General features: G+C 44.2%; 24 protein-coding genes. 11 read left to right on the top strand and 13 right to left on the bottom strand.

The window, feature by feature from the left end:
* The first annotated feature begins 61 nt into the window (after positions 1 to 61).
* The 7 genes from IX91_RS23620 (at position 62) to IX91_RS23590 (ending at position 5,306) form a co-directional block, all read left to right on the top strand.
* Positions 62 to 976 carry a TIR domain-containing protein gene (locus IX91_RS23620; protein WP_004744192.1) on the top strand — a complete coding sequence of 305 codons (915 nt, stop codon included), beginning with the start codon at positions 62 to 64 and terminating at the stop codon, positions 974 to 976.
* Positions 977 to 1,119: 143 nt separating this feature from the next.
* Complete coding sequence (locus IX91_RS23615; RefSeq protein ID WP_004744193.1) at positions 1,120 to 1,584, top strand: GNAT family N-acetyltransferase; 465 nt, start codon at positions 1,120 to 1,122, stop codon at positions 1,582 to 1,584.
* A gap of 134 nt (positions 1,585 to 1,718) precedes the next feature.
* The gene (locus IX91_RS23610; protein ID WP_004744194.1) at positions 1,719 to 2,600 is read left to right on the top strand and encodes a restriction endonuclease; all 882 of its coding nucleotides are present in this window, start codon (positions 1,719 to 1,721) and stop codon (positions 2,598 to 2,600) included.
* A gap of 208 nt (positions 2,601 to 2,808) precedes the next feature.
* Positions 2,809 to 3,576, top strand: coding sequence for a protein kinase domain-containing protein (locus IX91_RS23605; RefSeq protein ID WP_004744195.1), 768 nt, complete (start codon positions 2,809 to 2,811; stop codon positions 3,574 to 3,576).
* A 9-nt stretch (positions 3,577 to 3,585) separates the two neighbouring features.
* The gene (locus IX91_RS23600) at positions 3,586 to 4,350 is read left to right on the top strand and encodes a PP2C family protein-serine/threonine phosphatase (protein WP_004744196.1); all 765 of its coding nucleotides are present in this window, start codon (positions 3,586 to 3,588) and stop codon (positions 4,348 to 4,350) included.
* A gap of 95 nt (positions 4,351 to 4,445) precedes the next feature.
* The gene (locus tag IX91_RS23595; protein WP_004744197.1) at positions 4,446 to 4,796 is read left to right on the top strand and encodes a hypothetical protein; all 351 of its coding nucleotides are present in this window, start codon (positions 4,446 to 4,448) and stop codon (positions 4,794 to 4,796) included.
* Between the two features lie 156 nt (positions 4,797 to 4,952).
* Positions 4,953 to 5,306, top strand: coding sequence for a hypothetical protein (locus tag IX91_RS23590; protein WP_004744198.1), 354 nt, complete (start codon positions 4,953 to 4,955; stop codon positions 5,304 to 5,306).
* A gap of 129 nt (positions 5,307 to 5,435) precedes the next feature.
* Here the strand turns inward: IX91_RS23590 and IX91_RS26875 are convergent, their stop codons facing one another.
* Positions 5,436 to 5,555: a hypothetical protein gene (locus IX91_RS26875; RefSeq protein WP_236643028.1), complete on the bottom strand. Its 120-nt coding sequence runs from the start codon at positions 5,553 to 5,555 to the stop codon at positions 5,436 to 5,438.
* 246 nt (positions 5,556 to 5,801) lie between these two features.
* Between IX91_RS26875 and IX91_RS23585 the strand changes: the two genes are divergently transcribed.
* Entirely contained in the window at positions 5,802 to 6,377 is a 576-nt protein-coding gene (locus IX91_RS23585) for a hypothetical protein (RefSeq protein ID WP_004744200.1), read from the top strand.
* A gap of 219 nt (positions 6,378 to 6,596) precedes the next feature.
* Here IX91_RS23585 and IX91_RS23580 read toward each other — a convergent pair whose 3' ends face one another.
* The 12 genes from IX91_RS23580 to IX91_RS23525 form a co-directional block, all read right to left on the bottom strand.
* Entirely contained in the window at positions 6,597 to 7,019 is a 423-nt protein-coding gene (locus IX91_RS23580) for a phage protein (protein ID WP_004744201.1), read from the bottom strand.
* A gap of 222 nt (positions 7,020 to 7,241) precedes the next feature.
* Entirely contained in the window at positions 7,242 to 8,276 is a 1,035-nt protein-coding gene (locus tag IX91_RS23575) for an enolase C-terminal domain-like protein (protein ID WP_004744202.1), read from the bottom strand.
* Positions 8,273 to 9,499, bottom strand: coding sequence for an ATP-grasp domain-containing protein (locus IX91_RS23570; RefSeq protein WP_004749454.1), 1,227 nt, complete (start codon positions 9,497 to 9,499; stop codon positions 8,273 to 8,275). The genes IX91_RS23575 and IX91_RS23570 overlap by 4 nt, the downstream gene beginning before the upstream one ends.
* Positions 9,471 to 10,925 (bottom strand): DUF6025 family protein, encoded by a 1,455-nt coding sequence (locus IX91_RS23565; RefSeq protein ID WP_004744204.1) that lies wholly within the window; start codon positions 10,923 to 10,925, stop codon positions 9,471 to 9,473. Before IX91_RS23565 ends, IX91_RS23570 begins: the two co-directional genes overlap by 29 nt.
* The gene (locus IX91_RS23560; protein ID WP_004744205.1) at positions 10,906 to 12,288 is read right to left on the bottom strand and encodes an LLM class flavin-dependent oxidoreductase; all 1,383 of its coding nucleotides are present in this window, start codon (positions 12,286 to 12,288) and stop codon (positions 10,906 to 10,908) included. Before IX91_RS23560 ends, IX91_RS23565 begins: the two co-directional genes overlap by 20 nt.
* A gap of 61 nt (positions 12,289 to 12,349) precedes the next feature.
* Entirely contained in the window at positions 12,350 to 14,980 is a 2,631-nt protein-coding gene (acnA, locus tag IX91_RS23555; protein ID WP_004744206.1) for an aconitate hydratase, read from the bottom strand.
* Positions 14,973 to 16,385 carry a citrate/2-methylcitrate synthase gene (locus IX91_RS23550; RefSeq protein ID WP_004744207.1) on the bottom strand — a complete coding sequence of 471 codons (1,413 nt, stop codon included), beginning with the start codon at positions 16,383 to 16,385 and terminating at the stop codon, positions 14,973 to 14,975. The genes acnA and IX91_RS23550 overlap by 8 nt, the downstream gene beginning before the upstream one ends.
* An 86-nt stretch (positions 16,386 to 16,471) precedes the next feature.
* Positions 16,472 to 17,686 carry an MFS transporter gene (locus IX91_RS23545; RefSeq protein ID WP_004744208.1) on the bottom strand — a complete coding sequence of 405 codons (1,215 nt, stop codon included), beginning with the start codon at positions 17,684 to 17,686 and terminating at the stop codon, positions 16,472 to 16,474.
* The gene (locus IX91_RS23540) at positions 17,683 to 18,894 is read right to left on the bottom strand and encodes an ATP-grasp domain-containing protein (protein ID WP_004744209.1); all 1,212 of its coding nucleotides are present in this window, start codon (positions 18,892 to 18,894) and stop codon (positions 17,683 to 17,685) included. The genes IX91_RS23545 and IX91_RS23540 overlap by 4 nt, the downstream gene beginning before the upstream one ends.
* Positions 18,891 to 20,450: an amino acid adenylation domain-containing protein gene (locus IX91_RS23535; RefSeq protein WP_004744210.1), complete on the bottom strand. Its 1,560-nt coding sequence runs from the start codon at positions 20,448 to 20,450 to the stop codon at positions 18,891 to 18,893. Before IX91_RS23535 ends, IX91_RS23540 begins: the two co-directional genes overlap by 4 nt.
* A 19-nt stretch (positions 20,451 to 20,469) precedes the next feature.
* On the bottom strand, positions 20,470 to 21,432 hold the full coding sequence (locus IX91_RS23530) for a D-2-hydroxyacid dehydrogenase family protein (protein WP_004744211.1): 963 nt from the start codon (positions 21,430 to 21,432) through the stop codon (positions 20,470 to 20,472).
* 830 nt (positions 21,433 to 22,262) lie between these two features.
* The gene (locus tag IX91_RS23525; protein ID WP_004744214.1) at positions 22,263 to 22,766 is read right to left on the bottom strand and encodes a YgjV family protein; all 504 of its coding nucleotides are present in this window, start codon (positions 22,764 to 22,766) and stop codon (positions 22,263 to 22,265) included.
* A gap of 317 nt (positions 22,767 to 23,083) precedes the next feature.
* On the opposite strand from IX91_RS23525, the gene IX91_RS23520 reads away from it, so the two are divergent.
* The 3 genes from IX91_RS23520 (at position 23,084) to IX91_RS23510 (ending at position 26,263) form a co-directional block, all read left to right on the top strand.
* Entirely contained in the window at positions 23,084 to 24,106 is a 1,023-nt protein-coding gene (locus IX91_RS23520; RefSeq protein WP_004744215.1) for a zinc-binding alcohol dehydrogenase family protein, read from the top strand.
* A 239-nt stretch (positions 24,107 to 24,345) separates the two neighbouring features.
* Entirely contained in the window at positions 24,346 to 25,842 is a 1,497-nt protein-coding gene (locus IX91_RS23515; protein WP_004744217.1) for a M20/M25/M40 family metallo-hydrolase, read from the top strand.
* Positions 25,843 to 26,008: 166 nt separating this feature from the next.
* Positions 26,009 to 26,263 carry a hypothetical protein gene (locus IX91_RS23510; protein ID WP_004744218.1) on the top strand — a complete coding sequence of 85 codons (255 nt, stop codon included), beginning with the start codon at positions 26,009 to 26,011 and terminating at the stop codon, positions 26,261 to 26,263.
* Positions 26,264 to 26,583: the final 320 nt, after the last annotated feature.

Genomic DNA, 26,583 nt, shown 5'->3' with positions numbered 1-26,583 from the left:
CTAGTTAAGTGTGGCACACCTTATTGCAGGCGTTAGGTTTATATTTAAGTAAGGAGGCACTTTGTTTAATCTTTTGATTTCATCCAATCCTGAAGCTTGGGAACATGGTATTTATGAGTACGATCGAAGTAGGGTTGCTATAGAGTATACTGCTACTGAAATCAGTGAACGCTATAAATTTCTTGAACAAGGTGTTGTTGAAGAGCTAAAGAGTTTTCCTACTCTTTTTGTAACAGAGAATGAGCAAACTGAATCTAAAATTGGTTACATTAAATCAATTCGCCTACGTTCAAAAACAGTCGTAATTGAGTTTGAAATCGATCCTATTCTTCCATCGTTGCCAATTGGTGCAATAAACCAAATGGCAGTAGATATTGATCTGGGTAGTTGGGAGCTTTCTCGTACACACTGGGCAATAAAAGATGAGCCTTTATTTGATATTTTAGTTCGTCATGGTTACCTAAACCCCCAACAAGTCGATGCTGCCACTAATTTAAAGTTGGCTAGTACTCCAGAACCTCAGATTATTGAAACTAAGCATGGCGAATTTAATAATGAACAGGTGTTTATAGTTCATGGACATGATGAAATCGCAAAAATGGAAGTAGCTGATTTTATAACAAGTCTAGGTTTGCAGCCGATAATACTTCACATGCAGGCGAGTTCGGGGCGCACAATTATTGAAAAAATTGAGCACTATTCAAATGTAGGTTTTGGTATTGTTTTATATACCCCATGTGATTTTGGCTCAAAAGTAGGTGCTCTGAATGGGACATATAGGGCTCGTCAAAATGTTGTTTTTGAGCATGGTTATTTAATCGGGAAATTATCACGTTCAAGAGTTGCAGCTGTTGTCAAAGGTCAAGTTGAAACGCCAAATGATATAAGTGGCGTAGTATATGTGTCGATGAACCAAGATGGATCCTGGAAAACTGAGCTGACACAAGAAATGAGGTCTGTTGGTTACGAAGTATAAACCTAACAAAAACATCAAGTTGACGCCTTTTACGCGGCATTTTTGGTTTTGGGTTCAGTGTGCTTTGCAAGTTCAAAGTGGCGCAACTTATGTTAGGCGTTATGTCCTTTTCGGGTTTTTGAGGTTCTATGAAAATAAGAAAAATGAGTTCAGCTGACTTGCCAGCTTTGTATGATATTTACACCGACAAAGAGGTTGTGAACAACAATCGTTACTTGCCTGACATCAAAAGGGAAGAGTTTGACTCAATGTTCAATGACAGCCAGCTTAATTTTGTCGCGGTTGAAAGTGATGGAGAACTCTTGGGGCATTTGGCTATTAACTCAACGCCTAAGCCGAGGTTAAAGCACTCTGCATCTTTTGGTATTGCGGTCGCCAAAACTTCCCGAGGAAAGGGAGTGGGTCGTTTCTTAATGGAATACTTGCTGTCGTATTGTGATGAGCAGCTAAACTTGACGCGTTTGGAGTTAGAGGTGCATGCAAACAACGTTGCTGCGTTGGCACTTTATAAATCCTTTGGTTTTGAAGTTGAGGGTACAAAACGCAAGGCTGTGCTTGTTGAAGATGATCTAATAGACATCGTCATCATGTCGAGAGTACAGACATAACAAACAATTTAAGAGTGATTCACCACGCTTGGCACTTTTGGTTTGGGTTTAGTTCTGTGTTTACGGCGTTCTAGTTAAGTTGTGTGGTAGCGTGGTTCACACCTTAATTGGGCGTTATATTCTTCGAGGTTTTAATGAAAAATATCGATAAAAAAGACTGGAAACTTTTTGAGGAAACGGTTTCTCAGTTAGAAACTGCACTTCACCCAAAAGGGGCAGAAGTAACAAGCCCCGACTATATTGAAGATTTGATTACGGGTCAAAAGCGCGAAGTTGATGCCGCAATTAGATACCTAGAAAACTCTGTGCCGATTTTGATAACTGTTGAGTGTCGTCATCGTAATAAAGTGCAGGATGATATGTGGCTTGAGCAATTAGTCACGAAGCAAAAAAAGATAGGTGCAACGAAGACTATTGCAGTGTCTTCGAAAGGTTTCACAAAGCCTGCTCAAAAAACAGCTGAAGTGTTTGGAATTGAATTGAGAACCTGTGAACGTATCAATGACGAACGAATTGAAGAAATGTTGAACGGTTTTGCGTTACAAGCTATTCGGATAAATAGCCAAGTTAAAGAGTTTGTTCTTACCGTTGAAAACGACGGGAAGCCTAGTGGTGTGGTTAAACCACATATTGAAAGGCAACTCGCAAAAAAGAAAAATAACGCAGTTATTGCATATTTTTCAGACTCACACGAACCGGTCACTCTATCAGATTTGATTGAAAGTATGCATACTTCAACTGATTCCGTCTTTGATCAAGAAAGAAAGATCAATGGCGATACTTTAGTTCTAAATATTGTTACCGATCATTCGCATTGGTATTACCCCGTAAAAGGGGTTAAATATGGTATTAAACGAATAACGATAAAGTTACAGTTTGGTAGTAAGAAAGAAGACATCCCGATCGTAGAAGTGAATCACTACAGCAAGAGTAAGACACCTTTGGCTCAGCTGATTAATGCGTCATTAAAGCTAGATGAAAATACCGGCTGTGATATATCATTGATACGTAAGTAAAAATACGAATATAACAAAGCATTCAAGAGGGATTCACAACGCTTGGCAGTTTTGGTCCAAAGTTCAGCTAAAGTGTTTATGGCACAATGTTTTAGGTTGGGTGGTCGCGTTGTTCACCCCTTAATGCGGCGTTAGCTTCTCAAGTTAGTTTCCTGAGTATATAATTATCTGATTTTTAAAATTTCACGTTGCGTTCAAGGGGTAGTAGATGGCTAATGAGAAAATTATCGGTAGTGGAACTTACGGCATTGTTAAGGAAGTTCGTACTCCGAATGGACTTGTAGCTAAAAAAGAATTGATCGTTACGCAAGACCCAGATGAAAATGAGAGACGAAGACGACGATTTAAACGCGAAGTAGATTACCAAGCAAAACTGCATCATATGAATGTGGTTTCAATTTTGTCTATGGATCTAGCGTGTGAAGAACCTTGGTTTACTATGCCTTTGGCTGAGTGTAACTTAGGGGAAGAAGCGAAAAACGGTATTACAGTGACTGACAACATGAAAATTTCTGCTTTTCGCATGATTTTAAATGGTGTCGAGCATATCCATGCATCTGGGCAAATCCATAGAGATTTGAAACCAGAAAATATCTTGCGGTTCAAGACTAACTACAATCACTATAGCTATGCAATTTCTGATTTTGGTTTAGTCGCAGGCTTTACCGATGAAGGCTCAACAGCACTTACGGCTACAAATGCTGTCATGGGTACTATCAAATATATGCCTCCTGAGTGTTATGAGGATGCTAAACGTGCTACTGAGCAGTCTGATATCTATTCATTGGGAGTAATTTTGAAGTTTATCATTGACGGTGAAGTTGGGCTCCCTTTTCAAGAGCGGACCTCAAAATCTATTTTCGGTGCTGTGATTTCTCGCTGTACTAAACTTAAAGCAGTGGCAAGGTTTTCGGATATATCTGAACTTAGACAAGAGTTTGAAAAGTGTTGGAAAAACTCGGGATATAAGTTGTAAGGAAAAATTATGATCAATTTAGTCTCATCCTCCGGATTTTCAGTTTCTAAATCTGTTGATTTAGAAAACTCGGATGCGGTACTTATGCCTAAAAAAGTCAGTGATGGATACCTTTTCGCTGTTGCAGATGGAGTTGGACAAACTCTTGGAGCACAAAAAGCATCTCAGATAGCAATTTCACAATTAAACGAAATTAAAAAAATTGAAGATAAACCTGACTTTAAAAAGTATTTCTCGCAAATAAGAAAAGAGTTTATTCGTATATCTAAAAGTAGTAATGAGCTTTATAACATGGCTACGACTTTGACGGTGTGCTTTGTTAGAAACAATCAAGTGTGGTACGCACATACTGGCGATAGTAGGCTATATGCGTTATACAATGACGATTTAATACAGAAAACTATCGACCAAACGGAACATGAATATTTGGTTTCAAATGGGATTTTCTCTAAGCGTCAAGTCAGTAAAATGAGAAGGAGTAATGTCTTAATGTCTTCTCTTTCTCCAAGAGTCGAGCTAGATATAAATGAAGGTAACTTCAAGTTGAGTTCGACTAGTAATTCATTAATATTGATGACAGATGGTGCATATAAGTTTTGGGAGAAAAATCCTAAGTTTAGTAATTCAACAATGAGTGATATAAACTTATTCGCTTCTAGCTTAAAGAAAAGAATATTAAATACAGGACCAGTAGATGACTTTTCTGTTGTAGCGGCTGAGTTCCAAGAAGCTAACAAAGCATTTAAGAGTGATTCCCAACGCTTGGCATTTTGAGCTTTTAGTTGAGTTCTGTGTTTAGGGCGCCGTAATTTGGTGTAGTGGCAGCGTTGCTCACACCTTAACAGGGCGTTATGCTCTAGGAGCGAAATTTGCTCGATTTATTCAAGAAAGTGGTTCTAATTAACCTCTCAGCGGCTCTTGTTGTTATAGCTCTAGCCCAGTTTGTTCCATTCTTTGCTACTACTCAGCTGGTCGACTTTCTTTTCTTTGTTGTCATCATCATATGGGTTTTGGCGAAGCTAATGTGGGAAGGTGGTGTCCATAGTAAGACGACTCGGTTAGATGATCCTCGAACAGATAAAGTCTACAAAATGGTAGAAGGCCATGATTTCGAAAAAGACGAACGAGAACATTATCGAATGAACTACCAGACAGGCTTAGTTTTCTTCATAGCCGGTCTTCCAGCGTTTATTGCTTGCTTAGTTCTTCAATTCCTTTGAGTACGAGCATAACAATAAATTTAGGAGTGATTCACAACGTTCGGCGCTTTCACTTCAAGCCAGTTTAGTGTATACGGCACAATGCTATAGGTAGGGGGCTAGCGTTGTTCACACCTTAATTTGGCGTTATGTAGCTAGTTAAGAAATGGAGTATAAATGCTTGGTTTAGTTCAATTTGTATTGATTGCGAATGTAATAGCAGCCGCAATAGTTGTTGCTCTTGAGATGTCTACAGGCTTCTTTGGACTTAAGTATGTGTCGGACTACGCATTTTTCATTGTAATGCTTTTATGGGGAACGACCGCCTTATTTTTCATGTACCCGCCTCTAGGTGGAATTGGGCAGTCTGACGACAAAGTGGATACGGTTACAGATTCCATGGTTGACCGTACTGTAACGGATGAGTTGGATGAAGAACGGTTCTCAGAAAACACTGTTTTTTGTATCAAACTACTCATCGCTGGGGTGCCTGCATTCTTGGTTTGCGTCCTAGCGAGCATCGCTACATAACAATAAATTCAAGCAGATTCGCAACGCTTGGCACTTTTATGCCATCGTTGGGTTCTGTATTTACGGTGCTATGGCGGTGTTTCGTGGTAGCGTTGATCACGGATGAGTGCTGCGTAGTGTAAGGCCTCATTAGCGGCCTTTGTTATTTTTTAGGGAAATAGGGATAATGAACAAGATAATAAAGAGGGCGTACAGGATCGGCAGCAATGAAACTGCGACACCTGCAAAGATGGCTTGACTGTCGAACACATTGGAAAAGGTCGCGATAATGCCAGCCACAGTGCCTAAAAGCCCGCAAACACCACCGAAACAACGACTAAATAATCACATTGCTTGATTACGTTTCGTATCTGGTTGTTATCGCATCATTTGTCCCTTAGCCGTGCATTATTTCAGTTAATTAATCCTGGTTTACGCTCGCGCCAGCCTCGAAAACGCCCTTAACTTATTCGCGACCTTGTTCGTCACCACCCACTTATAAAAGGCGCGACCCCAATGAACAACACTACGCCCATCCAACGTCAGTCGATTGATGTGCAGTTTCTGCAAGATGTCATCAATCAAACGAACCTCGAGTTGAAAGTCTCGTCACTCAGTGAGCAGAGTTACCGCGCGCTGGCTTGCGAAGAGAGTCCGGTCTTGGACTGGCTCAATCACTACCATTTATCGTGCTTCTCCGGCCGGGCCTTTCATATCGGCGTGCAGCGCTTCAAGCAACCTCGACCCGGGCTGTTAGTCGGTGTGTACGACAGTCGGGTAGGGAGACAGCATACGCTGCTCCTTGAACCCTTGGATGGGCGTGCTGCTCAGGCCATGACCGAGCGCTTGATGTCGGTGATCACCTATATTGCGCTGTATTTTCTGTCGACGTATCCCAACAGTGTCGGCGTGTACCTTGTCGATCCACCGAAAGCGTTTCTGTCGCATTATGGCTTGTACGGATACAAAGTCTTAGACAGCTGGCATGAGGTGCCGGTGATGTTTGCCACCTTTGACAGTTTGTTTGAACGTCAGCAAGACGTGCTGTTTGAAATGTTGCTCGATGAAGAGTTGGATTTGTTAGCGGATTAACCGAGGAGAACGTTATGTTAAATCGAAGACGCGTACGGCTGCGACCATCGCAAGGCCAAGTCAAACAAGTGCTGCTCAAGACCGCCGCGGTGTTGCTGCAGGACGAACGCTACAAAATTCCCATCGATGACGAACTGCCACCACCCAGCACAATCGAACCCACGCAACCACGCCGGACCTAATGTCCGGCGTGTGCGTCTAGAGTGTCAGGTGCCGAGGTCATTTGAATTTACTCGGTACCCAGGGGATCGGTTCGACACGGCGGCCACCACGAAAAGGCGGCAGATTGGGCACCGCTGGCGTCGGACAAGGATCGTGCAGTCGGCCATACAATTTGACCAACTGACGATGTTCATCGCGCCAGTAGGCAAAGTTTTCGAGCTCTTTGGGGTTAAACTCGCGCCGATCGGGCGTAATCAGCGTGGCACGCTCTTCATGGACGCGAAAGCCGTCCCAGCGGATATCGAGCGGCAGATAACCACGGGCTTTAATGTTCAGCAATTTCTCAGCGAGTGGATTAACCGGCGTATGGCCTAAAATCCAACATTTGACAGCGACGGGTTGCACGTGAAAAAACGCGGCGGCTTGGTGAAGATCCATAAATTGTTGGTGAACCAGCTGACGGAAGTTGGTTGTGAGCATAGAGGACATTTTAAACTGGGATTACACTATTAGTGCGTATTACGTGCATTATGTTAAATAATATATGTGTAGAATGAACCTGAATTGTTTATGTCTGACTCATTGAACATAATGAATTTACCATAAAATATTTAATCATCAGTATTGATAATCTATCGATTAAAATACTGATGATTAACCAAACAAGGCTCAAGCTAATGACGCAGATACTTTCTTCTTGAGTTATACGGACAGCCAGTTCACATTTCTATCGCCTTCTTGAAAACGCGCAAGCATACAGTCTTTGTTAACAGACAAAATCCCATCCTTGATTTCGTTTCCGATGAAAAAGTCCTTCTCTATATCCACCGCCCCATCGAGGTCACAATAATCAACAGTTCCCGCAAGTTGAGCCGCAGCGGCTATGCCGAGATAACTCTCTGTTTTACAGCCCATCATTGTTTCCATTCCCAACTCACGTGCTTGCGTGACAATCTCCAAAGCAGAATCCAATCCGCCACACTTCATGAGCTTAATATTTACCCCATCAACGTGTCCATTTAGTTTGTGTAAATCCCCCAACGAACTGCAATCTTCGTCTGCAAAAATTTTGATACTAGTTGCATGACGAAGCTCACCTAAAAACTCGATGTTACCCGCTTGCAGTGGCTGCTCTAGTATTTCTACATCGAACGCTTCCAATTCAGGTAGCGCAAGTGAAGTTGAGCGATAATCCCAAGCACCATTACCATCAACCCAGATTCTACCCTCATAGTGCGCTCGTATCTCAGCCAAGACATCCAAATCAGCATGATCCAATTTCAACTTTATAATCGGCCACGCCAAATAACGACTCAGATCTCGACGGAGCTCTGCACGTGAAGAGACACCAATAGATATACCAGAAACAATCCGCTTCGGTGCTGGCAAACCAAGCACATGAGAAACAGGCATACCTAAGCGCTGTGCCTCAAGAGAAATTATTGCCATATTCAATCCCGACCTTATTGCAGGACTGATGTTTAATGTTCGCAACGATGCTCTTAAAGTTGTACAGCACTCTGCTTTTAAATTGGCCACACTCGACTGAAACTGTTCAAGTACCTGATTGTTGCTCATGGGCGCGTCTTTAGACACCACAACTGAACCAAAACCGATGCTGTTATCGACTGATGAATGACAGCGGACAAAAATGGGGCTGACACTTGATTGACACCCCTTACTAGTTACAAATGGCTGTGACAAACCGAGTTGTACGAAAGCGATGCTCCAGTTCATGATTCCATCGCCTCGGCGACTGCCTTCTCAACACTTTCCAACCAGTGACTCATCGTTTGATCTAAATACTCATAATTGTCACCCGCGGCTATGACAAATCCGGCTCTAGCACTGGAATCGGATAAAGGCGGAATAATCTGTCCAACTTCAAACACCAATCGACTATCCAGCAACTGGACGCTTTTACGCTCCGAAATAGCAACCTTGGGATTGGAGGATAACTTCCCAGCTGGAACAATGGCATACCTAATTGCGGCGTAACCTTGAGGGTTGTAAAAAGGTGACGTTTCTTGCATTCCACAAGCATAACTAATCGCAACCTCCTTAGGATCAACTTTATAGACTTGATTTAGTAACTCATTAATATGATCACCACCGACACGATTATGTGACTCAATAATTTGAGGACCTGTAGAAGTAAGTTTGAGCTCAGTGTGTGAAGGGCCGTCTTTTAGCCCCACAGTATTTAAAAACTCCATCACGAACGCTTCAATGTCATCGAGACCGTCTGGCTGATAAGGCAAAACATGCCCTCGTTCAATGCATCCAGCCGTAATTGTTTTTTTCGTTGTCGCGAGAATTTGATGCTTGCCATTAAAACTGAAGGCTTCAACACTGATTTCTTCACCCTCTAGAAACTCCTCGACAAGGAACTCTTTCCACCCTTTACTCAGGATGTCTGCGACCACAGTAGGTACTGAGTCTCCTTTGCATATGACGCGCACACCTTCGCTTCCGGCACCACATACAGGCTTAAGAATTACCTTACTAAGTCTGTTTTCTTTGATAAACTCAATAACGTGATCCGAATTAGTACAAAATTTCCAAAGAATGGATGGGAAATTACTCTTCGCCAAGTGAGCTCGCATGAGAGCTTTGTCCTTTAGAAGCATTGCGACCTCGACACTAACTCCCGGTAAGCACAACGCTTCTCGGACTTTAGCAGAGATCACTAACATGTCTTCAGACAACGAAATAGCTTGCTTGAAATGAAAAACTTGATTTAACGCACAGGCTATATTGATTACCATTTTCTCATCGTTGAAGTCGGCAGTGACTACGTGCTCTGCTAAATCGATCTCTTTTACATCTGTAGGGCTGCGATCAATTAATCTTACCACCTGTAAACCGAGTCGATGGGCTTTATATACGAGCTCAGATTTACCACCAATGATCAATACCCAACCATTAATCTTAGTCATCATTTCTCCCGTAGTATTCATGAAAGGTGCCAACAACAATACATAATTGCTCAATGGTTAGGGCTTGCCAGGATTTAGACAATAAATGATCACTCACATCTAAATCTGCTGAATCAACATCTAGCAATCCCGGCCAACCATTAAATCGACGCGTAAAATAGCTCGATAGATCCTGACCATTTCGCTGCAACCATTCGTGCACTAACGCATTCAGTTTTTTACCTAACGATTCTGAACACTCTAAGGGATCAAAGTTGGTAAAAATATGACTAAATAAGCCTTCTAAGACCTGTGCATCATTTGACTTCAAATTGGTCGGGCAAAGCATAAACACAGGAGCCGGCATAACAACATATACTAGGCTTATTGGCTCGGCAGACACATCATCGATGATTGCCATAATGTGGCGGAGCGATTTAGCCGTCGATTTTTCAGCAAAATAACCTTTTCTGGCAGGAGGGAACCCCCCCATGGCCCTGGCCCCCCAATGAAAGTGAATGGTAGGGCCAAAATCACCTCTATTTGTATTACACACAAAGTGGCTTCGACACAACGCCGAAAAAACAGCAACAAGTAAATGAGATATAATTGGCAGCTTCACTGGCCATTTTTCCATATTGCTGAAAAAATGCTGAGGCTCATTTACAGCAATGATAGGCGCCCAAATTAGATCCGCAAAGTCTTCTGGGCTGTATTCTATCCCATTCATGACGATACTATTGCCCTCTAACGAAAACTTAGCACGCTCTATATCTCCTGACAGCGTTGCCGCATGTCCGACCAAATCTTGTAGCAACCTAGCGGGATTGTTACTGGTTAAAGCGGCACGAATAAGAGCCTCAATCCACGCGGATAGCCTTTCCCGGTGCTTTGCTAACAAGTCTACTTCAAGTTCGAATGTTCCCAATTGCTCGCGTAATTGGTGCGTCAGAAGACTTGTTAACGGTTTGAGACCTTGTTCGCTTTTTGCTTTCAGAAAAGGAACAAATCGAGGTGAAGTTCTATCGCACAAAGCGAACTGCTGACCATCCCACGCATACAGTTCTAGCATTGATTGTTTCCCTTGCTTCACCAGAGAGCCGGGAACATATACAGTATCACCTCCGTCAAGTGCTTTAGTCTCAGTTTGATTAAAGCAGAAGATGGAGGGGTGACCATAGCCTCCGAGGCAAATGAAATAATTGAAATCCATCGCCCCCGAACGACCCACCACAATATCACCCCAGTTTCCCATGTGACCGCTACGCGGTGGAGAAATTGAAGAGGATGAAATAGATTCAAGTACCTTCGACATAGGTGTTTTCGCGTAGCCAAGGTGAAGAAACGCATAATGCTTCTCTCCAGACATCAAACTCTCTAACTGCTCTGGATCAAGTTGCCAAGACTCATGACCGATTAAACCGAGTGCTTTAAGCAGAGCACTTTCTTCATTCAGACAACTCTGCATATTGCTTGTTCTCCTTAGTTTTCTTAGCGGAAGCAAATTCTGGGCGCTCTAGCCCTAGATGGTCACGTAACGTGCTTCCGTGATATTCTGTTCGGAACAAACCACGACGCTGTAGCTCTGGCACCACCAGTTTTACAATGTCATCCAGCCCTTCTGGGTTCACTGGAGGCATGATATTGAATCCATCAGCTGCTCCTGCCTCAAACCATTCTTGCAGAGTATCGACGATCGTTTTAGGGGAACCTATGAGTAGATGATGGCCCCGGGAGCCCGCTATTGAACGAGCTAACTCTCTGATCGTAAGGTTTTCTCGCTGCGCTTTTTCCCAAATCAATCGTTGTCGACTTGTGCTACCTTCTGTCTGGGGCAGCGGCGGTAGATACCCGTCAATATCGTATCTAGACAAGTCTATATCACCTAGCTGACTCTCTAGCAAACTTAAGCTCACAACGGGATCAATTAAATCTTGGAGAGCTTGAAACTTCTGGTTTGCCTCTTCGTCTGTTTCCCCCACCACAATCGTTACACCAGGCATGATATGAAGCTGATGTTCCTTACGCCCATAAGCTTTAGCTTGAGCCTTTATATCCTTGTAAAAAGCGGTCGCATCATCCATTTGAGTCTGCGCAGTAAAAATTACTTCTGCCCACTGCGCAGCAAAATCTCGACCAGTTTTTGATGATCCGGCTTGAACAATGACCGGATACCCTTGCTTAGGACGAGCTACATTTAGTGGCCCTCTAACAGAGAAATAGTCCCCTTTGTGGTTGAGAATATGTAACTTATTGGGGTCGAACATGTGACCGCTGGCTTTATCGCAAATGAATGCGTCATCTTCCCAACTATCCCAAAGGCCAGTTACGACATCCATAAACTCTCTCGAACGTTGATAGCGCTCTTCGTGGTCAGCTTGCTTTTCAAGATTGAAGTTCTGAGCCTCCACATCAGTTACTGAGGTCACAACATTCCATCCAGCACGCCCATGACTAATGTAGTCTAATGACGCGTACTTTCGTGCAATGTGAAAAGGTTCGTTGTAACTGGTCGAGGCAGTAGCAACCAACCCGATTCGTTGAGTGACCATTGCTATCGCAGACAGTAGCGTTAAAGGTTCGAAATGGACTGTTCGTCCTTGTCTACTGAGCTCGTCATTATTTCGGTAATGCGTTCGAACACCAACTCCATCAGATAAGAAGATCATATCAAAAAGACCTTCCTCCGCTTTTTGAGCTAGAGAGCAATAGTACTCAATATCTAGTCCACCATCAGGCTGGCAGCTTGGATGACGCCACGCCGCGATATGATGCCCTGGTGCCGGCATAAAACAGCCCAATTTCATAGTCCTTTTGTTTTGTGTATTCATTATTTATTCCTTTTATGAAATTACGTTTCCCCAAACATAAAGGGGCACTTTTTAGTGAGATCTAAGTCATTTCCGTTTCACATTCGGAAACACCTGCTAATGTCTCTAATGCATAAGGCAACAATCCACCGCTACGAAACTGTTCGCGCTCAGAGCGTGAATAGAGCGCGACTTTACATGAGAGTACCAATCGCTCACGTGATCCTGATAGGTTCTCGATCTCAACAGACACTGTATCTGAAGTTATTTCTTGATTAGGCATGCGAACAGTGATTTTTTCTCTCCCATTCAACAGCTTCTTGTACTGTGCATCTTCGTTTGCGAGGATAAGTGGCAAAATACCAACCGCAACTAAGTTGGCTCTATGGATGCGTTCGAAACTTGCTGCAATGACGACTTTCACGCCTAAACAACGTTGCACCTTTGCGGCCCAGTCTCGTGATGAACCAACACCATAGCGTTCTCCGGCAAAAATAACTGAGCATTGTCCTTGGGATAGATAATCCAACGCTACTTGGTGAACTGGCGCTATTTCGTTGGTTTGGCTATGTAGGGTATGACCAGAAGGCAGATCGATTCCTAGTAAATTGATCTTGCGTGGTCCCGAGAAGCCTCCTCTGATCATGACATGATGATTGGAGCGACGAGCTCCATAGGAGTTGAGGCTCAATGGTGACTCACCTTTCTCCAACAGATACTGTCCCGCATAAGATTCAGTAGTAATTTTGGCTACAGGTGAAATATCGTCCGTTGATATGTCATCGCCCAGATTAAGCAGGACATTCATATTCTGATAGGGAGAACTGCCCATTTTCGAGACTTCCGTTAGAAAACTGGGATTCTGCAAGTACGTCGAATGAATATCCCAATGATGCAATGCTTCATTTCCTTTGGGGTTACTCAACCATTCTTTATCATTGTCATTTAAAAGTGTCTCAAACGACTCTTTTGTGACCAACGAGCTATACAGTGCTTCGACCTGATGTCTTGTTGGCATGATGTCCTTCAAGTAGACGTCATTATTATTTAAGTCTTTTCCCAAGCTTTCAGTTAAAACATCTACTCCAATATTCCCGGCGAGTGCATATGCCACAGTCATCGCCGGTGAGCAAAGGTACGCTTTCTCTATTTTTCCGTGAATTCGCCCAGTATAATTGCGATTGCTACTAACCACTGCTACGCAATCTGTTCCCTGCTCAATGGCCTCAATCACATTGTCCGTTAATGTGCCGCTCCCCCCATTGCAAGTAGTACACCCATAGCCAACATGATAAAACCCGAGAGCCTCTAGCCCCTCCATCAACTGACCTTTGGTCAGATAATGCAAAACTGAACGTGACCCAGGTGCAAACGTGGTCTTAATATCAGGCTGTACCTTCAGACCTTTAGCAGCAGCATTCTTTGCAAGCAATGCAGCGGTTAGCATTAGCTCAGGATTTGATGTTGTGGTACAAGAAGTTATTGAAGCGATGGCGATATGGCCATCTAGAATTGTCTTTTTACCTTGAGAGTGGTGTGAGATAGGGTTCTCATGCGCAATTTGTTCAACACTCGTCAGATTGTTAGGTAAATACGGTCCTGCAATACTGACTGACACGTGACTTAAATCGATCTTCACAACATGTGAAAACGCACTGTCGTCTAAACACTCCGCTCCCATCATCTTCTGATGTGAATAATAGCGAGTTGCAAGTTCTTGACTATGTTTAGTTTTCCCGGTCAGAGAAAGGTGCTGAATCGTTTGTTGATCGACGGGAAATAAACAACACATAATGCCCATTTCGGGAGCCATGTTTGCGATAGTACATCGGTCGAATGCACTTAATTGTTTAACACCACTTCCATAAATTTCGACTAAGCTACCCGACAGGTTTTCGCGACGAAAAAGATTTGTCATGTACAAGGCTAAGTCATAAGCGGAGACTCCTGTGCCAAGTTCCCCTTCAATCTGAACACCTATTAGTGCTGGCATTTTTCGAGAGGTGGGAATTCCTAACATCAAAGACTCTACCTCTAGGCCTCCAGCTCCCCAACCTAATACGCCAATACCATTGATCATTGTTGTGTGACTATCAGAACCAATCACTGAATCCGGGTAGATGATTGTCTTCCCATCATCTTTCACGTCTTCAGTCAAAAGTACCGACTTATTTTCTACATTGATCTGATGCACAATTCCGCGGTTTGGTGGAACTACTTCGATGTTGTCAAACGCATCTTGAGCCCAACGTATAAATTGATAACGTTCAGTATTCTTCGCGATCTCTTCTGAGTAATTGCGCTGACTAGCGTCATGGCATCCGAAATGCTCTGCTTGAATTGAATGATCAATTACAAGCGTGGTAGGAAGTTGCGGGGTAATAACTCTCGGATCCTGTCCCTTCTCAGATAATAATGTACGCAATGATGCCAAATCGACCAAAACAGGAACTCCCGTATAGTCCTGCATAATCAAACGACTCGGTGAAAACGTAAACTCGATATCCGATTGCGCCTCTGAGCGGTATTGTTCTAACAAGCGTAACGCAGCCTCAGATTGCTCAGTACGAATGAGGTACTCCACGAAGAGCTTAATAGTAAAGGGAATAGTGTCTATTTCCACGTCATGGTAGGCAGAAAATTTAGGAACAGAAACGAAAGTGTACCGCTTTTTTCCCACATCAAAGGTATCTAAATAGTTTGAACTAAACATACGTCGATTCTCTTTCTTCTCTGGTGAATCGTTTGATCTCAGGTCCGTTGTAATGAAGCCTTGGACGAATCAAAATATTATTGCTCTGTTGCTCGAGAATATGGGCAGCCCACCCCGCAGAGCGAGAAGCAATAAAAATCGGGACGGAGTACTCTTTGGGGATATTCAACTGCTGATACAATAACCCTGCGTAGAGGTCGACATTCCCACTGATACCATGCTTATGGTAAGGCAACATCTCCTTTTCAAGTGCTTGGATGATCTCATAGCCAAGCATATCCTTGTTTGAGATTGCTGCTAGATAAGTCATTTGTTCTAATTTGCGCTTTCTAGGATCGTGTGTACGATAAACGCGATGACCAAAACCCATGATAGGTAGGTTACTCGCTCGCCTTTGTTCAAGGTAGCTGGCGACATTATCTGGATGACCAATTTCAGTGATCATCTCTATCACACGTTCGATGGCCCCGCCATGTAGGTCGCCGTTAAACACTGAGATGGCACTCGTAAAAATACTGTGGAGGTCGGATTGCGCCCCACAAGCAACACGTGTAGCAAATGTCGAAGCATTAGAGCCATGTTCTGAGTGAACGACTAAGTCAGCATTAAGTAAACTGACCGCCAACTCCTGCTGCTCTCCTTGATAAAAATGGCTGAGCAACAGCTCACAAAAATTCCCTTTCAAATAGCTAGGCTGAATAGTGATGTTATTTACACATAGCCAGTGACAAACAATTATCGATTGGATTTGTGCGATGATGCGAATGAGTTCGTTTTTAACAATCTCTTGATCTTGGGTTTTAGGCTTTTCGTAAAACGCCCCTATCGCTGACAACACCGTCCGTAGAACATAAGTCGGATGACACAATTTCAACGACTCGATTAATGTCAGAATTTCTTCGGGCAGCACACGAAAATTTTGAATTTTTAAGCAAAAAATCTTCAGTTCTTCTGCCGTAGGTAGCCGCTCATATATCAATAAATAAGCAACTTGTTCATAAGAACAGTACTCAGCTAGATCCTCAAGGGAATAGCCACGATAACCTAAAAGACCATGTTGACCATCTATTCGACATATTCCAGACTCATCAAAGTAAACCCCATTGAGTCCTCGACTAATATCAATATAATCCACATCTTTTTTTGATTTAGGGCTGTCAGCTTTCATTTGACCATCGGGTACCCCGTGTATCCAGTCTTTGACTGCTTGATATGTTGTTAATCTAGATGCCTCTTCTGTGGTGATCTTACGCCCGAACTCTCGCTCTAGACGTAGAAGCAACTCTACATGAGCCATTGAATCCCAAGCTTCATTTTGCTGATACTGCAATTTATTGCTTACTGACGCTTCCGAAATTTTAAACGTTTCAGCAAACAACTGAACAATGAGCTTATCTTTTATCATTGGTAGAAACCTCCTAGCTAAGGGCACAACGTCACTGCATCGCAACCTTAATGCAACCCTATAAATATCCTTATAACTAATGTGAGTTAGCTTTGGTAACTCAATTCAACATTCCATTTCTTGACCGCTAAGACGGCAATAACAGCAAAAATACAACTAACCAATGCAGCAAATAGTAGCGCCCAAGACAGCGAAGACTGAGAAAGATAAGTGAGCAAAGGGATCGTCACCCCTGCCACACAAACGGCAAACAAATTACGAAAAAGACTCACCCTACCTCGAATGGATTTATCCGTGTTTTGTTGTAAATGCGTGATCAGCGAAGTGTAAGATATGGTGTTAAACGCGCCGATGGCAAACATCATTCCGACTATGTTGGAAGGAATGGCCATAAACGCAATACTTGCAAAACCGAGCCCCTGACCAAACAAGCCCATTCCAGCGGATCTACTACGCCCCAGGCGATCAACAACATGTCCCGCCAGCAACCCCGCTGACAGCGCGCCTAGGGCGAATGCTCCATCCAACAACGAGAGAGCAGCTGCTTCCCCGTTAAAGTATTGAGCAACAAACACTACTAACAACGCATTGATCATACTGGGTAAAACATAGTCCCCAACTGAGGCGAAGATGGTGAGTGTCAAACCAGGAACAGAATTCAATGTCTTGACCGCATCTCGCCAATCGGCAATTAAACGATTATCCCAATGTTGACTCTGAGCAACCTCACAATTGGTTTCGCCAACTTGGCTTATTGAACAGAAAATCAAAGCAGAAAATGCAAACGAGACACCGTTGAGCACGAGACAAAGTAGTGGGTCAAAATATGTTAGTAGGACGCCAGCCAAAACGATCCCAATAAATTGTCCGGTCTGAAACGCACTCGAAGCAAAGCCATGATATTTCCCCAGTTGCTCACTTGGTACAACCAAAGGCTCAATTGAGAAAAAAGCAGCTCGGTAAAATGGTTTTCCAATAAAGATGACGAAACTAATTAACGTCACAAGAACCAAGGGTAACTCGTCCTGAACCAGTAAACACAAAGCCAAAATAAACGCGGCTCGACAGCCATCGACCAGGGTTAGCATACGACTATTGGCGTAGCGGTCCACAATAGGACCAGCCAAAAAGTTTGAAAGGAAAATCATCAAATACTCGAACGCTATCACGATGCCGAATGACAACGCAGACCCCGTTTGATCATAAAGCAACTTTCCGACTGCGAGTGTATATATTCCATTGCCTACATTCGAAATGATAGAGGCTAACAACAGCAGCTTCGCATCCCGTGTCAAGGTCATGACTCGAATTCCCACACCAGGGAATCAAGACTCTTCTGCGCTTTGTCAACAGCATCACGGCAAGTTTTACCCACAGCTACAACCGATGCTCCACGGTCAAAAGAATCCTGGATACCGCCAAACTTAAACCCCGGTGTCTGCAGTACCTCTACGTGCTTCACATGCTCATCCTGTTCGATAGTTTCAACCCCTTTAACTTGGTTGAATATTGCCTCAATTACAGGCGTATAATACCGAATCGAAGCGCATGTCTGGTGTAAACTAGACCTAAGCTCGGGAACACGACTTAAGACTTCCTTACCACACGTCTGTTCAACCCACAAAGCTTCCAAATCAACGTCAGTTAGATATTTCACAAGATCGGGTATGCGATCACCGGCCAATCTTGCATGAGTTTCAACAATCCTTGGGCCTTCAGGTGTAGTAAACAGTTCCGTATGGCTGGGGCCATTCTTTAGCCCAATTGCATCTAAACATTGGAAGACAAACGCTTTGATCTCCGCTTCTTTCTCGCTGGATAATTCGGCAGGCAGGCAATGGCCCGTTTCAATATTGTTTAGATCTTTAAATTTTTCGGTGATGGCAATCAGCTTGTGCTGGCCATGTTCACTGAAACATTCGACACTCCATTCATTTCCCTCTAAAAAACGCTCCATTAGCACGGTATCACTACCAGATTGATTAACTTTCTCGATTGCACTCGCAAGCTCATTAGCCCCGAGGACTTTCGAAACGGCCATGCTGCCCCTTCCATTCAACGGCTTCACAATGACGGGATAGCCGGTTTGTCTACAGAACTCCTCTGCGCCGCTCATATCACTAACCGGGATAAGGCGCGAAGGCGTGTCATCCAAGCCCTTCTCGGCTAAATACGCACGCATTTTCTTCTTGTCATGGGTCAGTTCTATAACTTGACGAGTGTGACCAGGCAAGGCCAGCTTTTCGGCGATAAACGCCGCTAACGGCTCCATCGGTTCATTAAAAAACGCGATACTTTCTATAGGGTTGAGCTGATGAAGTGAAGAAACTATCGTTAACCAATGGTCATAATCCGTTTCCTTCGGTAGCGCAATGACCTTATCGTATACGTCAACTTCTAATGCTCTTTTCAGTTTATTTGTCGGGATCAGTAAAGTGATTTGACAACCCAGCTTTTTTAGCACTGGCGCTAAGTGGCGCGAACCACCAACAAGTAGTACGTGTTTCATAATTTGATCAAGTCTTTCCGTTTTTTGATATTTGCTAACAGTTCATTTCGATCAACTTTGCCATTTGAGTTCAAAGGAAAATTGTCAAACGTTTCATAGTAGTGAGGAGTCATGTATTTTGGTAATAACAGACTTAAGTGCTTTTTTAACAAAGCGACATCATCGTCGTCCTTCTGCCCGAGGATAGCGACAGCTATTTGTTGAGGGCTCTCATAAGAAGGGTAAGGGAGTGCTACCACATCAATACAACCTAGCTTTCTCAACTGCTGTTCAACTTCCATCAGTTCGATTCGATACCCCTGAATTTTCACTTGATGGTCTACTCTTCCAACAAACACAAGATTTTGTCCCGACGTTTTTTTCACTAAATCGCCTGTCCGATAAAAAGTTTGGCGTGAACTCTGATCAACAAACAACTTTGCATTACTAATTTCAGGCAAACCTAAATAGCCGCTGAAACATTGAGGACCTGAAATACAAAGCTCTCCCTCGTCAACTTCTTTTCCTTGCTCATCCAATAGAAGATATGTGTGGTTTGAGTAAACCCGCCCAATCGGCACCAAGCCCTTGTAAGATAGATCCAAAACAGCCTCGGTAACCTCATAATCTGCACAAGCTATTGTCAATTCTGTAGGACCGTATAAGTTAAACACACGTGTATTAGGACTCGCATGCAACCAGTGCTCGACAATTTCCTTTGACAAAGCTTCTCCACAAAATAGACTCGTACGAAGTGAAGGCATAGCATTTGGCTCAAGCAAACCCAGTTTACAACTGTTTAGCACTACCGAAGGAACAGAGAACCACACCGTCAATTGATGCTTGTTAACAAACGCGACAGGAGACAACAACTCGCAAGGTTGGAGTGGATACACACACGCGCCAACACTCCAAGCAATAAATAAGTCGAATATCGAAAGATCGAAAGTCAGATCAAACGTTTGGCTGAACCGGTCTGACGGTTTAAATTGAAACTGCTTTAGATTATGCGCTAAGAAAGCAGTTACATTTCTGTGGTGTATCGGAACGCCTTTTGGGTTTCCTGTACTTCCCGAAGTAAAGAGGATATATGCATGCTCATGCTCCCCAACAACAGGTTTATACTGACATATCTCAGCAACGCTTCTCGCACCTGACGTACAGATCCGATCGACATACACGCATTCCAAAGATGGCAACCTCGCCTTCATTTCTCCGATATAGTCACCTAGGGCCGATGTCGTCAGCAAAATATCGGCTTGTGAAGCCTCAAAAATATATCGATTCCTTTGCGTGGGGAAACTTGGGTTAAGAGGAACAAATGTACCGCCACCCAATAAAACAGCAATTACGGAGGAATAAGTTTCTATGTTTTTGCCACCGAGTATCGCGACACGTTTCCCTTTCAAATCAATTGCTACTCGAGAGAGGTGCTGGTAAATGTTATCCGCAGCTTGCAGCAGCTCTTGATAACTGTAACCTTTTTCATCTAGAACAATTGCCTTAGCGAGTGGATACTTTTCGACACTGGTTAAGAAGCCACTGAGCATACCATTAACCCAATCTATCCCTTTCATTGAACGTCCTTTATGATATTCAAGCGTTAATCACGTGACTTCTATCACCCGACATATAACGCTTAATATTTTGAAATGCGATATCGAAATATAAGTCGTAACTACTTTGGGCAACGTAACCCAAGTGGGGGCTGCAAAGAACATTAGCTCGTTTGAGCATTGGATGTTCAGTAGTCCAGATAGGCTCCTGCTCATATACGTCCAGCGCGGCAAAACCAGGACGACCATCATCCAAAGCCTGCTCTAAGGCCCCCGACTCAACCAGTTCAGCGCGGGCTGTATTAACGAAGACAGCGGAAGGCTTCATAGCAAATAAATCATCGTAGGTAATATTGCCTTGGGTATCTGGAACCAAACGCTGGTGCAGAGAAATTACATCGCAAGACGAAAAGAATTCCTCTCTTGATACTGGCACATCGATTCCATCTTCTTTTGCTTCATTGAGAGCACGCTCAGAACCCCAAACACAAACATTCATCCCGAACGCCTTAGCATACTCAATTACACGTTTCCCTATCTTCCCATAGCCGACTACCCCCAACGTTTTACCTGAAACCGTGTCACCCATTGCAACTTGCCACTTGCCAGCCATCATAGCGTTTACAGAAGGGACAAATTGCCTAACGGAATTCTGAATAAGTAACCAAGTTAACTCTGCTGGGGCTATTGGCGAACCTTTTCCTTCGACTACATCAATACCGTGCGCTCGACACAGATCCAAATCGATGTTTCTGGCTACTTTTCCAGTCTGACTAATGACTTTGACCTTTGGGGTTCTTTTTAAGAATTCAGAGTCAATGACTGTACGTTCTCTGATTAGAATCAAAGCCTCTGCCTGACTCAGTATCTCATCTGCAGTAACATCCTTGTGAACGTCACCAATTGAAATAACTCGACACGACGAGTCCTCATGTAAGCTAGACACATTCCCTGCGCCATTTTGATAATCATCAGGGATTACCACTGTTTTAACATTGCTCATCAATACCACCCTACAATTACGCTACATCTTGATAACCTTGGGTGTGCAAACTATCAGAAAAAATAACTAACCGTTATGTTTGTAACAGACGTATTTCTTAAAAAATGACACTATTCTCATAAATACCAGTTTCATATTGATAGATGCAATTTTAGGAAAGATAGAAGATAAAGATTGAAGAAGGTAAAGCGTAGCTAACTGAAAAATAATATGTTTATAGCATATTATTGGTTTGAGGCGTCTCCATAGTAAACAGGCGAACCTTGGAACTTTATTGACGCTAAAAGGCGGAAGTACCGCTCTTTTGATTCGATCATAAATTTGTAAAACAGTAGCACCTGACTTCAGCTTGCTGATCCCAGAGCTGTGCAACACCACATATCCATTTGTGAAGAACGATCACTCGCGGGGTTTCCGCAAATATTGACCAGCACTGCATTGACACGGTTTGGAGCTCACCAGAAAAATGACTCACTACCCACATCTAACTATTCCTTCGTTGAGCGATGGCAATTCAGGTTCGTCGTTAGTCTCTTGGTGGTAATCACATTGATACCATCGCGAACATGGTTGCCTTGTTTCCCCCTGATTCACCGACAACTAAGCATAAATTGAGACCGGACAATCTGATTTGGAGAGCGCCATCCCTATAGATAGGGACATTGGCCTGCTATAACTACCAAGATAAACCATGCACCTGAATGTAATTATATTCGTGTGCAATGTCTGACAACGTCATATGTGAAGTGGCCTTAATCGCGTTAGCGACGGGGCAGTTACGTTGCATGTTAATGTTTTCTAACGTGAGCATGTTCATACTCAGAGTGCGATTATGCTATCCCCGCGCGTTTAAAATAGTAGCGGTAATAGCCAAAGAGGTTGCTCGAAATGAACAAGACTTCCATTAGTACCGCAGTGGGTGAACCAACCAAATAGTTATGTAGAAGCCAAAACGCTGTTCCTATTATCATCAGTTCCCTTAGTCGACGATCATTCTCCTGAAATGCTGCGAGGGTCTGAAGCACGGAGCCCATACAACCGATGATGCTAGTAAGCCCTGTGAAGGTAGCACCAGTGACGAGAACCGACGCCGAACAAAACACATATTTCAAAATAGAGGAAGTCGAAAAAATACTGACTAAATAACGCAAAGTCGCCACCCCCATTAGGGACGCGGCTGTCCATTCCGAGAGCAATGCAAAATGCGTAGAAATCAACACGCCCGCACAAAACAAACACGCGACGATCTTTTTTCTATCCTTAAACTGAAACGACATCAGATCAAAACAAATCGCTATAGCCACAAGGACCTGGGATAAAAAGAACACATCCATAAATCAACTACCTATTGATACGCGCTCCTGCGCGAGTTTTCTCCCTGACAATCCGTCCCATCCGAAGACATGATGAGGGGTCTTGACCGCCCTGTTTTGTCTGTATCTCGCTCACTTCGGATGCCCGCGATGATACCTCCCTCAGCGCTCTTGAGCCAGTGTCGCCACACAGATATGTGTGTGTTAATTATCAATAAACGTTTGAAAGTCTTTCAGCCTTGCGCTCGTTTTTCTCTGACATTGAGCTCCGTATAGTTGGCATAACACCAGACGACGGCAACGTTGCCGAGCCTCGAAAACAATAAGGAAAGTAGATAATGTCAACCACCATGAAGGCCATTGGATTCAGTCAATCACAACCTATCGAAGCCTCATCGAGTCTTTTTGAATTTGAAACCGCCCTCCCATCACTGGGAAAATTTGATCTGTTAGTTAAGATCGCTTCTGTCTCCGTTAATCCTGCCGACACGAAAATACGCATCAGAGCGGCAAACGACACCACACTAGAACAACCTCGCGTTCTAGGTTATGACGCTGTTGGTGAAATTGTGGAAGTTGGTGCAAACGTCACGAACTTTAAACTAGGTGACCGTGTTTACTATGCTGGAGATGTCACCCGCCCAGGCACCAACGCACAATACCATGCCGTCGATTCTCGGTTGGTCGCTCTGGCGCCAAGAGGGCTGACAGACGCAGAAGCGGCCTCACTGCCTCTGACCTCATTAACCGGTTGGGAAACACTGTTTGACCGCTTGCGCGTCGACCCTACAGAACGAAAGACGCTCCTGATCATCGGGGGTGCCGGTGGCGTCGGATCAATCACGACGCAGATAGCCAAGCAACTGACGAACCTCACCGTGATTGCGACCGCTTCTCGACCAGAGACTGAAAATTGGGTCAAACAAATGGGGGCCGACTATGTTGCGAATCATAAGAATCTCTGTGAATCCGTCCAAGCTCTGGGGTTTGAGACCGTAGACTACATCTTTAACACAGCAGATACGTTGGGCCACTGGGATGCGATGGCTGAGCTCATTGTCCCTCAGGGCACAATCGCTTCGATTGTCGAATTTGAGGGCGGTGTTGATTTAAGCAAGCTACAAGGTAAATCCGTCGGATTTGTTTGGGAACTGATGTTTACACGTTCTCTCTACAAGACGGCTGATCTATACAAACAAGGGGACATCCTTACACAGATTGCGAATTTGGTCGACGCGGGTCGGATTCGATCGACCTTAACAAAAGAGCTCCATGGCTTCTCAGCAGAGACCCTCAAACAAGGGCACATTCTGCTCGAAAGTGGGGCCACAATCGGTAAAGTCGTCATCAATTACGATTGACTTGACGCCAAGTGACGGGATGTCTTGGGCAGTAGAGGCCAAATAAAACATCGTGCAACTTCGCCGTTCATCAAGGCTGATGATAACGGACTCCTAAGCAGCTCGACGCTGCTTAGGAGAGACCGTTTCCCAAACATGACCTGTTCGATTCTGCACAATCACACTCATCGGGTCAGCTTATACGAAGACAGCGGATAAACTAGTGCCCGACAAACCATGCCGCCTTTTTAGGACCACTGATGACACTCCGATCTTTTGTTTCTCTCGTTTCTCTCGCACTGCTGGCTCTTGTATTCACGTTACTGATCCGAACATGGTTACACCAGAAAGCGCTTCCTAACCAACCCCACATTGAGCAAAAACCTGCCAATGCCGCTCAGTTGACTCGTCTTAGTCAGGCCATACAGTTTCCTACTGTTTCACGCTTAGATGGGCGAGATCCCAATGCCACGCGTGTCGACCCTGCCGTGTTCTTAGATTTTCACCGATGGCTTGCAGGCGCCTATCCTCTGGTGCATCGTGACTTAGAACTCGAGCGCATCAATCAGTTTAGTCTTTTGTACCGCTGGCCCGGCAGTGATCCAAAGGCGCGGCCCATTGTCCTAACCGCACATCAAGATATCGTGCCCTACGCAATATCGACACGAAAGACCTGGATCCACCCTCCTTACTCAGGCGCGATCAAAGATGGCTATGTTTGGGGGAGAGGAACAATGGATGATAAAGCCTCAATGCTCGCCATTTTGGAAAGCATAGAAGCCCTCTTGTTATCCGGTGCCAAGCCCCAGCGCGATATATACCTTGCCTTCGGTCATGATGAGGAAGTGGGTGGTGAGCACGGTGCCAAAGCGATGGCCGAACGATTAGCGCGCCTCGGCGTTAGCCCTGCCCTGATTCTTGATGAGGGGGGCTTTGTTCTTGATGAGGTGGTGCCCGGCGTCCCTGTCCCGGTCGCTTTGATAGGCGTAGCAGAAAAAGGCTACCTCAATGTATCCCTGACAGCAAAAGGGATCCCGGGTCACTCATCCATGCCCCCAGCCCAAACCACACCTGGGCGATTGGCTCGAGCGATTTCACGTTTAGAAGACCATCCCATGCCGGCAGAGTACAGTGGCGCTACTCAACAGTTATTCGATGCCACGTCAGGTTACATGGCATTCAATTATCGCCTTCTCTTTGCGAACCTTTGGCTATTTAAACCTCTTTTGCTTGACCAGCTGACGGCCAGTGCTGCGACCAATGCGGTGGTCCGCACGACTATGGCTGTCACTTTGTTGAATGCCGGAGTGAAAGACAACGTGCTTGCCCCTGAAGCAACGGCCAATATCAATGTTCGCTTGCTTCCTAATACGGAGCCCAAACAAGTGCTCGAGTACATAGAAGCCATCATTGACGACCCTGCCATACAAGTGGACATTCGCCCGCCTTACAATCGTGCAACCCCTATCTCCGAACAAAACAACCGCGCGTTCAAGATACTCAAGCACACTACTGAAAAAGTATTTGGCGCGTCACGCACCGTTGTCGCCCCTTATTTGACGATCAATGCAACCGACGCTCGGCATTACATTGAACTAACAAGCCGAGTCTATCGATTTTTGCCGCTCGCACTTGATGACAGTGATCTCCCACGGATACATGGGCCCAACGAGCGGATAAGTATTGAGGCTTATGGACAGATGCTGACATTTTATCGCTCACTTGTTCAACAATTGGCTATGCCAAACTTGAATTAGTTAAAATCATTAATGTTTTATTTCAAAGACTTAAAATTAAGTAATTACTTTAATTTTGAGGTATTCATACAAGTTCATTACCGATGATTCTGCCTTCTAAGTAGAGTGGTGTCTGAGGGGGCAATTACACCTCCCATATTCAACTCTTGAAATCATAGGAATAGACATGTCATTAAAACTTGCGCTAAACGACCTTGAAGAATACCAGACGTTGACAGGCCAAGAAGGCCCCCATATTGACGATCTGAGCCTGTCATTAAAATGCTTCTTCGTTAAAAGTAAATGGTTAGATGAGCAAGATAAATTGCGTTTAAAACAACGAGCGCTGGCTCAGTTAGAGCAAGAAACACGCTTTTGCCAAACGACTTACAACTATGAGGCCGAAGACGTCATTTCGTCCCTGGCAGGCAGATTGACCTAGAGGGATTTACTCAGTAACGAATTAAAGCGGCATTCAGCCGCTTTTTTTGTCACTGTAATACAATCCGTGTATTTTTTCCTTGAAGAAAAAGGCATGACGCCCGACTAAACCGATTCGGTCAGTGAGGAAGAATCACCCTCGCGGCCAGTGACTGGAGTGGCAGACATTGCGGCTAGGAAAACGTTGAGAGGATTCAAAGCGCCTGAGCTCTTGGCACAATTGCTCAGGAGAAAAACGCACAGGCAGTAGAGAGTAAAATAGCCAAAACGCCAGCGTTATCAACGTGACCGCTATTAGTGGCTTCAAAAGGTTCATTATTC

It is taken from the genome of Vibrio tubiashii ATCC 19109 (genome assembly GCF_000772105.1).
GTDB classification, from domain to species: domain Bacteria; phylum Pseudomonadota; class Gammaproteobacteria; order Enterobacterales; family Vibrionaceae; genus Vibrio; species Vibrio tubiashii.
Note: the sequence above shows the minus strand (reverse complement) of the source record. Positions and strands in the feature narration are given on the sequence as shown.

What these genes read in the sequence shown, in the direction of transcription:
- IX91_RS23510 (WP_004744218.1), top strand. Translation starts at nt 26,009, where the DNA reads ATGTCATTAAAACTTGCGCTAAACGACCTTGAAGAATACCAGACGTTG.
- IX91_RS23515 (WP_004744217.1), top strand. Translation starts at nt 24,346, where the DNA reads ATGACACTCCGATCTTTTGTTTCTCTCGTTTCTCTCGCACTGCTGGCT.
- IX91_RS23540 (WP_004744209.1), bottom strand. Translation starts at nt 18,894, where the DNA reads ATGAAACACGTACTACTTGTTGGTGGTTCGCGCCACTTAGCGCCAGTG.
- acnA (WP_004744206.1), bottom strand. Translation starts at nt 14,980, where the DNA reads ATGTTTAGTTCAAACTATTTAGATACCTTTGATGTGGGAAAAAAGCGG.
- IX91_RS23580 (WP_004744201.1), bottom strand. Translation starts at nt 7,019, where the DNA reads ATGCTCACAACCAACTTCCGTCAGCTGGTTCACCAACAATTTATGGAT.
- IX91_RS23585 (WP_004744200.1), top strand. Translation starts at nt 5,802, where the DNA reads ATGAACAACACTACGCCCATCCAACGTCAGTCGATTGATGTGCAGTTT.
- IX91_RS23525 (WP_004744214.1), bottom strand. Translation starts at nt 22,766, where the DNA reads ATGGATGTGTTCTTTTTATCCCAGGTCCTTGTGGCTATAGCGATTTGT.
- IX91_RS23615 (WP_004744193.1), top strand. Translation starts at nt 1,120, where the DNA reads ATGAGTTCAGCTGACTTGCCAGCTTTGTATGATATTTACACCGACAAA.
- IX91_RS23530 (WP_004744211.1), bottom strand. Translation starts at nt 21,432, where the DNA reads ATGAGCAATGTTAAAACAGTGGTAATCCCTGATGATTATCAAAATGGC.
- IX91_RS23610 (WP_004744194.1), top strand. Translation starts at nt 1,719, where the DNA reads ATGAAAAATATCGATAAAAAAGACTGGAAACTTTTTGAGGAAACGGTT.
- IX91_RS23605 (WP_004744195.1), top strand. Translation starts at nt 2,809, where the DNA reads ATGGCTAATGAGAAAATTATCGGTAGTGGAACTTACGGCATTGTTAAG.
- IX91_RS23545 (WP_004744208.1), bottom strand. Translation starts at nt 17,686, where the DNA reads ATGACCTTGACACGGGATGCGAAGCTGCTGTTGTTAGCCTCTATCATT.
- IX91_RS23550 (WP_004744207.1), bottom strand. Translation starts at nt 16,385, where the DNA reads ATGATAAAAGATAAGCTCATTGTTCAGTTGTTTGCTGAAACGTTTAAA.
- IX91_RS23600 (WP_004744196.1), top strand. Translation starts at nt 3,586, where the DNA reads ATGATCAATTTAGTCTCATCCTCCGGATTTTCAGTTTCTAAATCTGTT.
- IX91_RS23575 (WP_004744202.1), bottom strand. Translation starts at nt 8,276, where the DNA reads ATGAACTGGAGCATCGCTTTCGTACAACTCGGTTTGTCACAGCCATTT.
- IX91_RS23560 (WP_004744205.1), bottom strand. Translation starts at nt 12,288, where the DNA reads ATGAATACACAAAACAAAAGGACTATGAAATTGGGCTGTTTTATGCCG.
- IX91_RS23570 (WP_004749454.1), bottom strand. Translation starts at nt 9,499, where the DNA reads ATGAATACTACGGGAGAAATGATGACTAAGATTAATGGTTGGGTATTG.
- IX91_RS23535 (WP_004744210.1), bottom strand. Translation starts at nt 20,450, where the DNA reads ATGAAAGGGATAGATTGGGTTAATGGTATGCTCAGTGGCTTCTTAACC.
- IX91_RS23520 (WP_004744215.1), top strand. Translation starts at nt 23,084, where the DNA reads ATGTCAACCACCATGAAGGCCATTGGATTCAGTCAATCACAACCTATC.
- IX91_RS23590 (WP_004744198.1), top strand. Translation starts at nt 4,953, where the DNA reads ATGCTTGGTTTAGTTCAATTTGTATTGATTGCGAATGTAATAGCAGCC.
- IX91_RS23565 (WP_004744204.1), bottom strand. Translation starts at nt 10,925, where the DNA reads ATGCAGAGTTGTCTGAATGAAGAAAGTGCTCTGCTTAAAGCACTCGGT.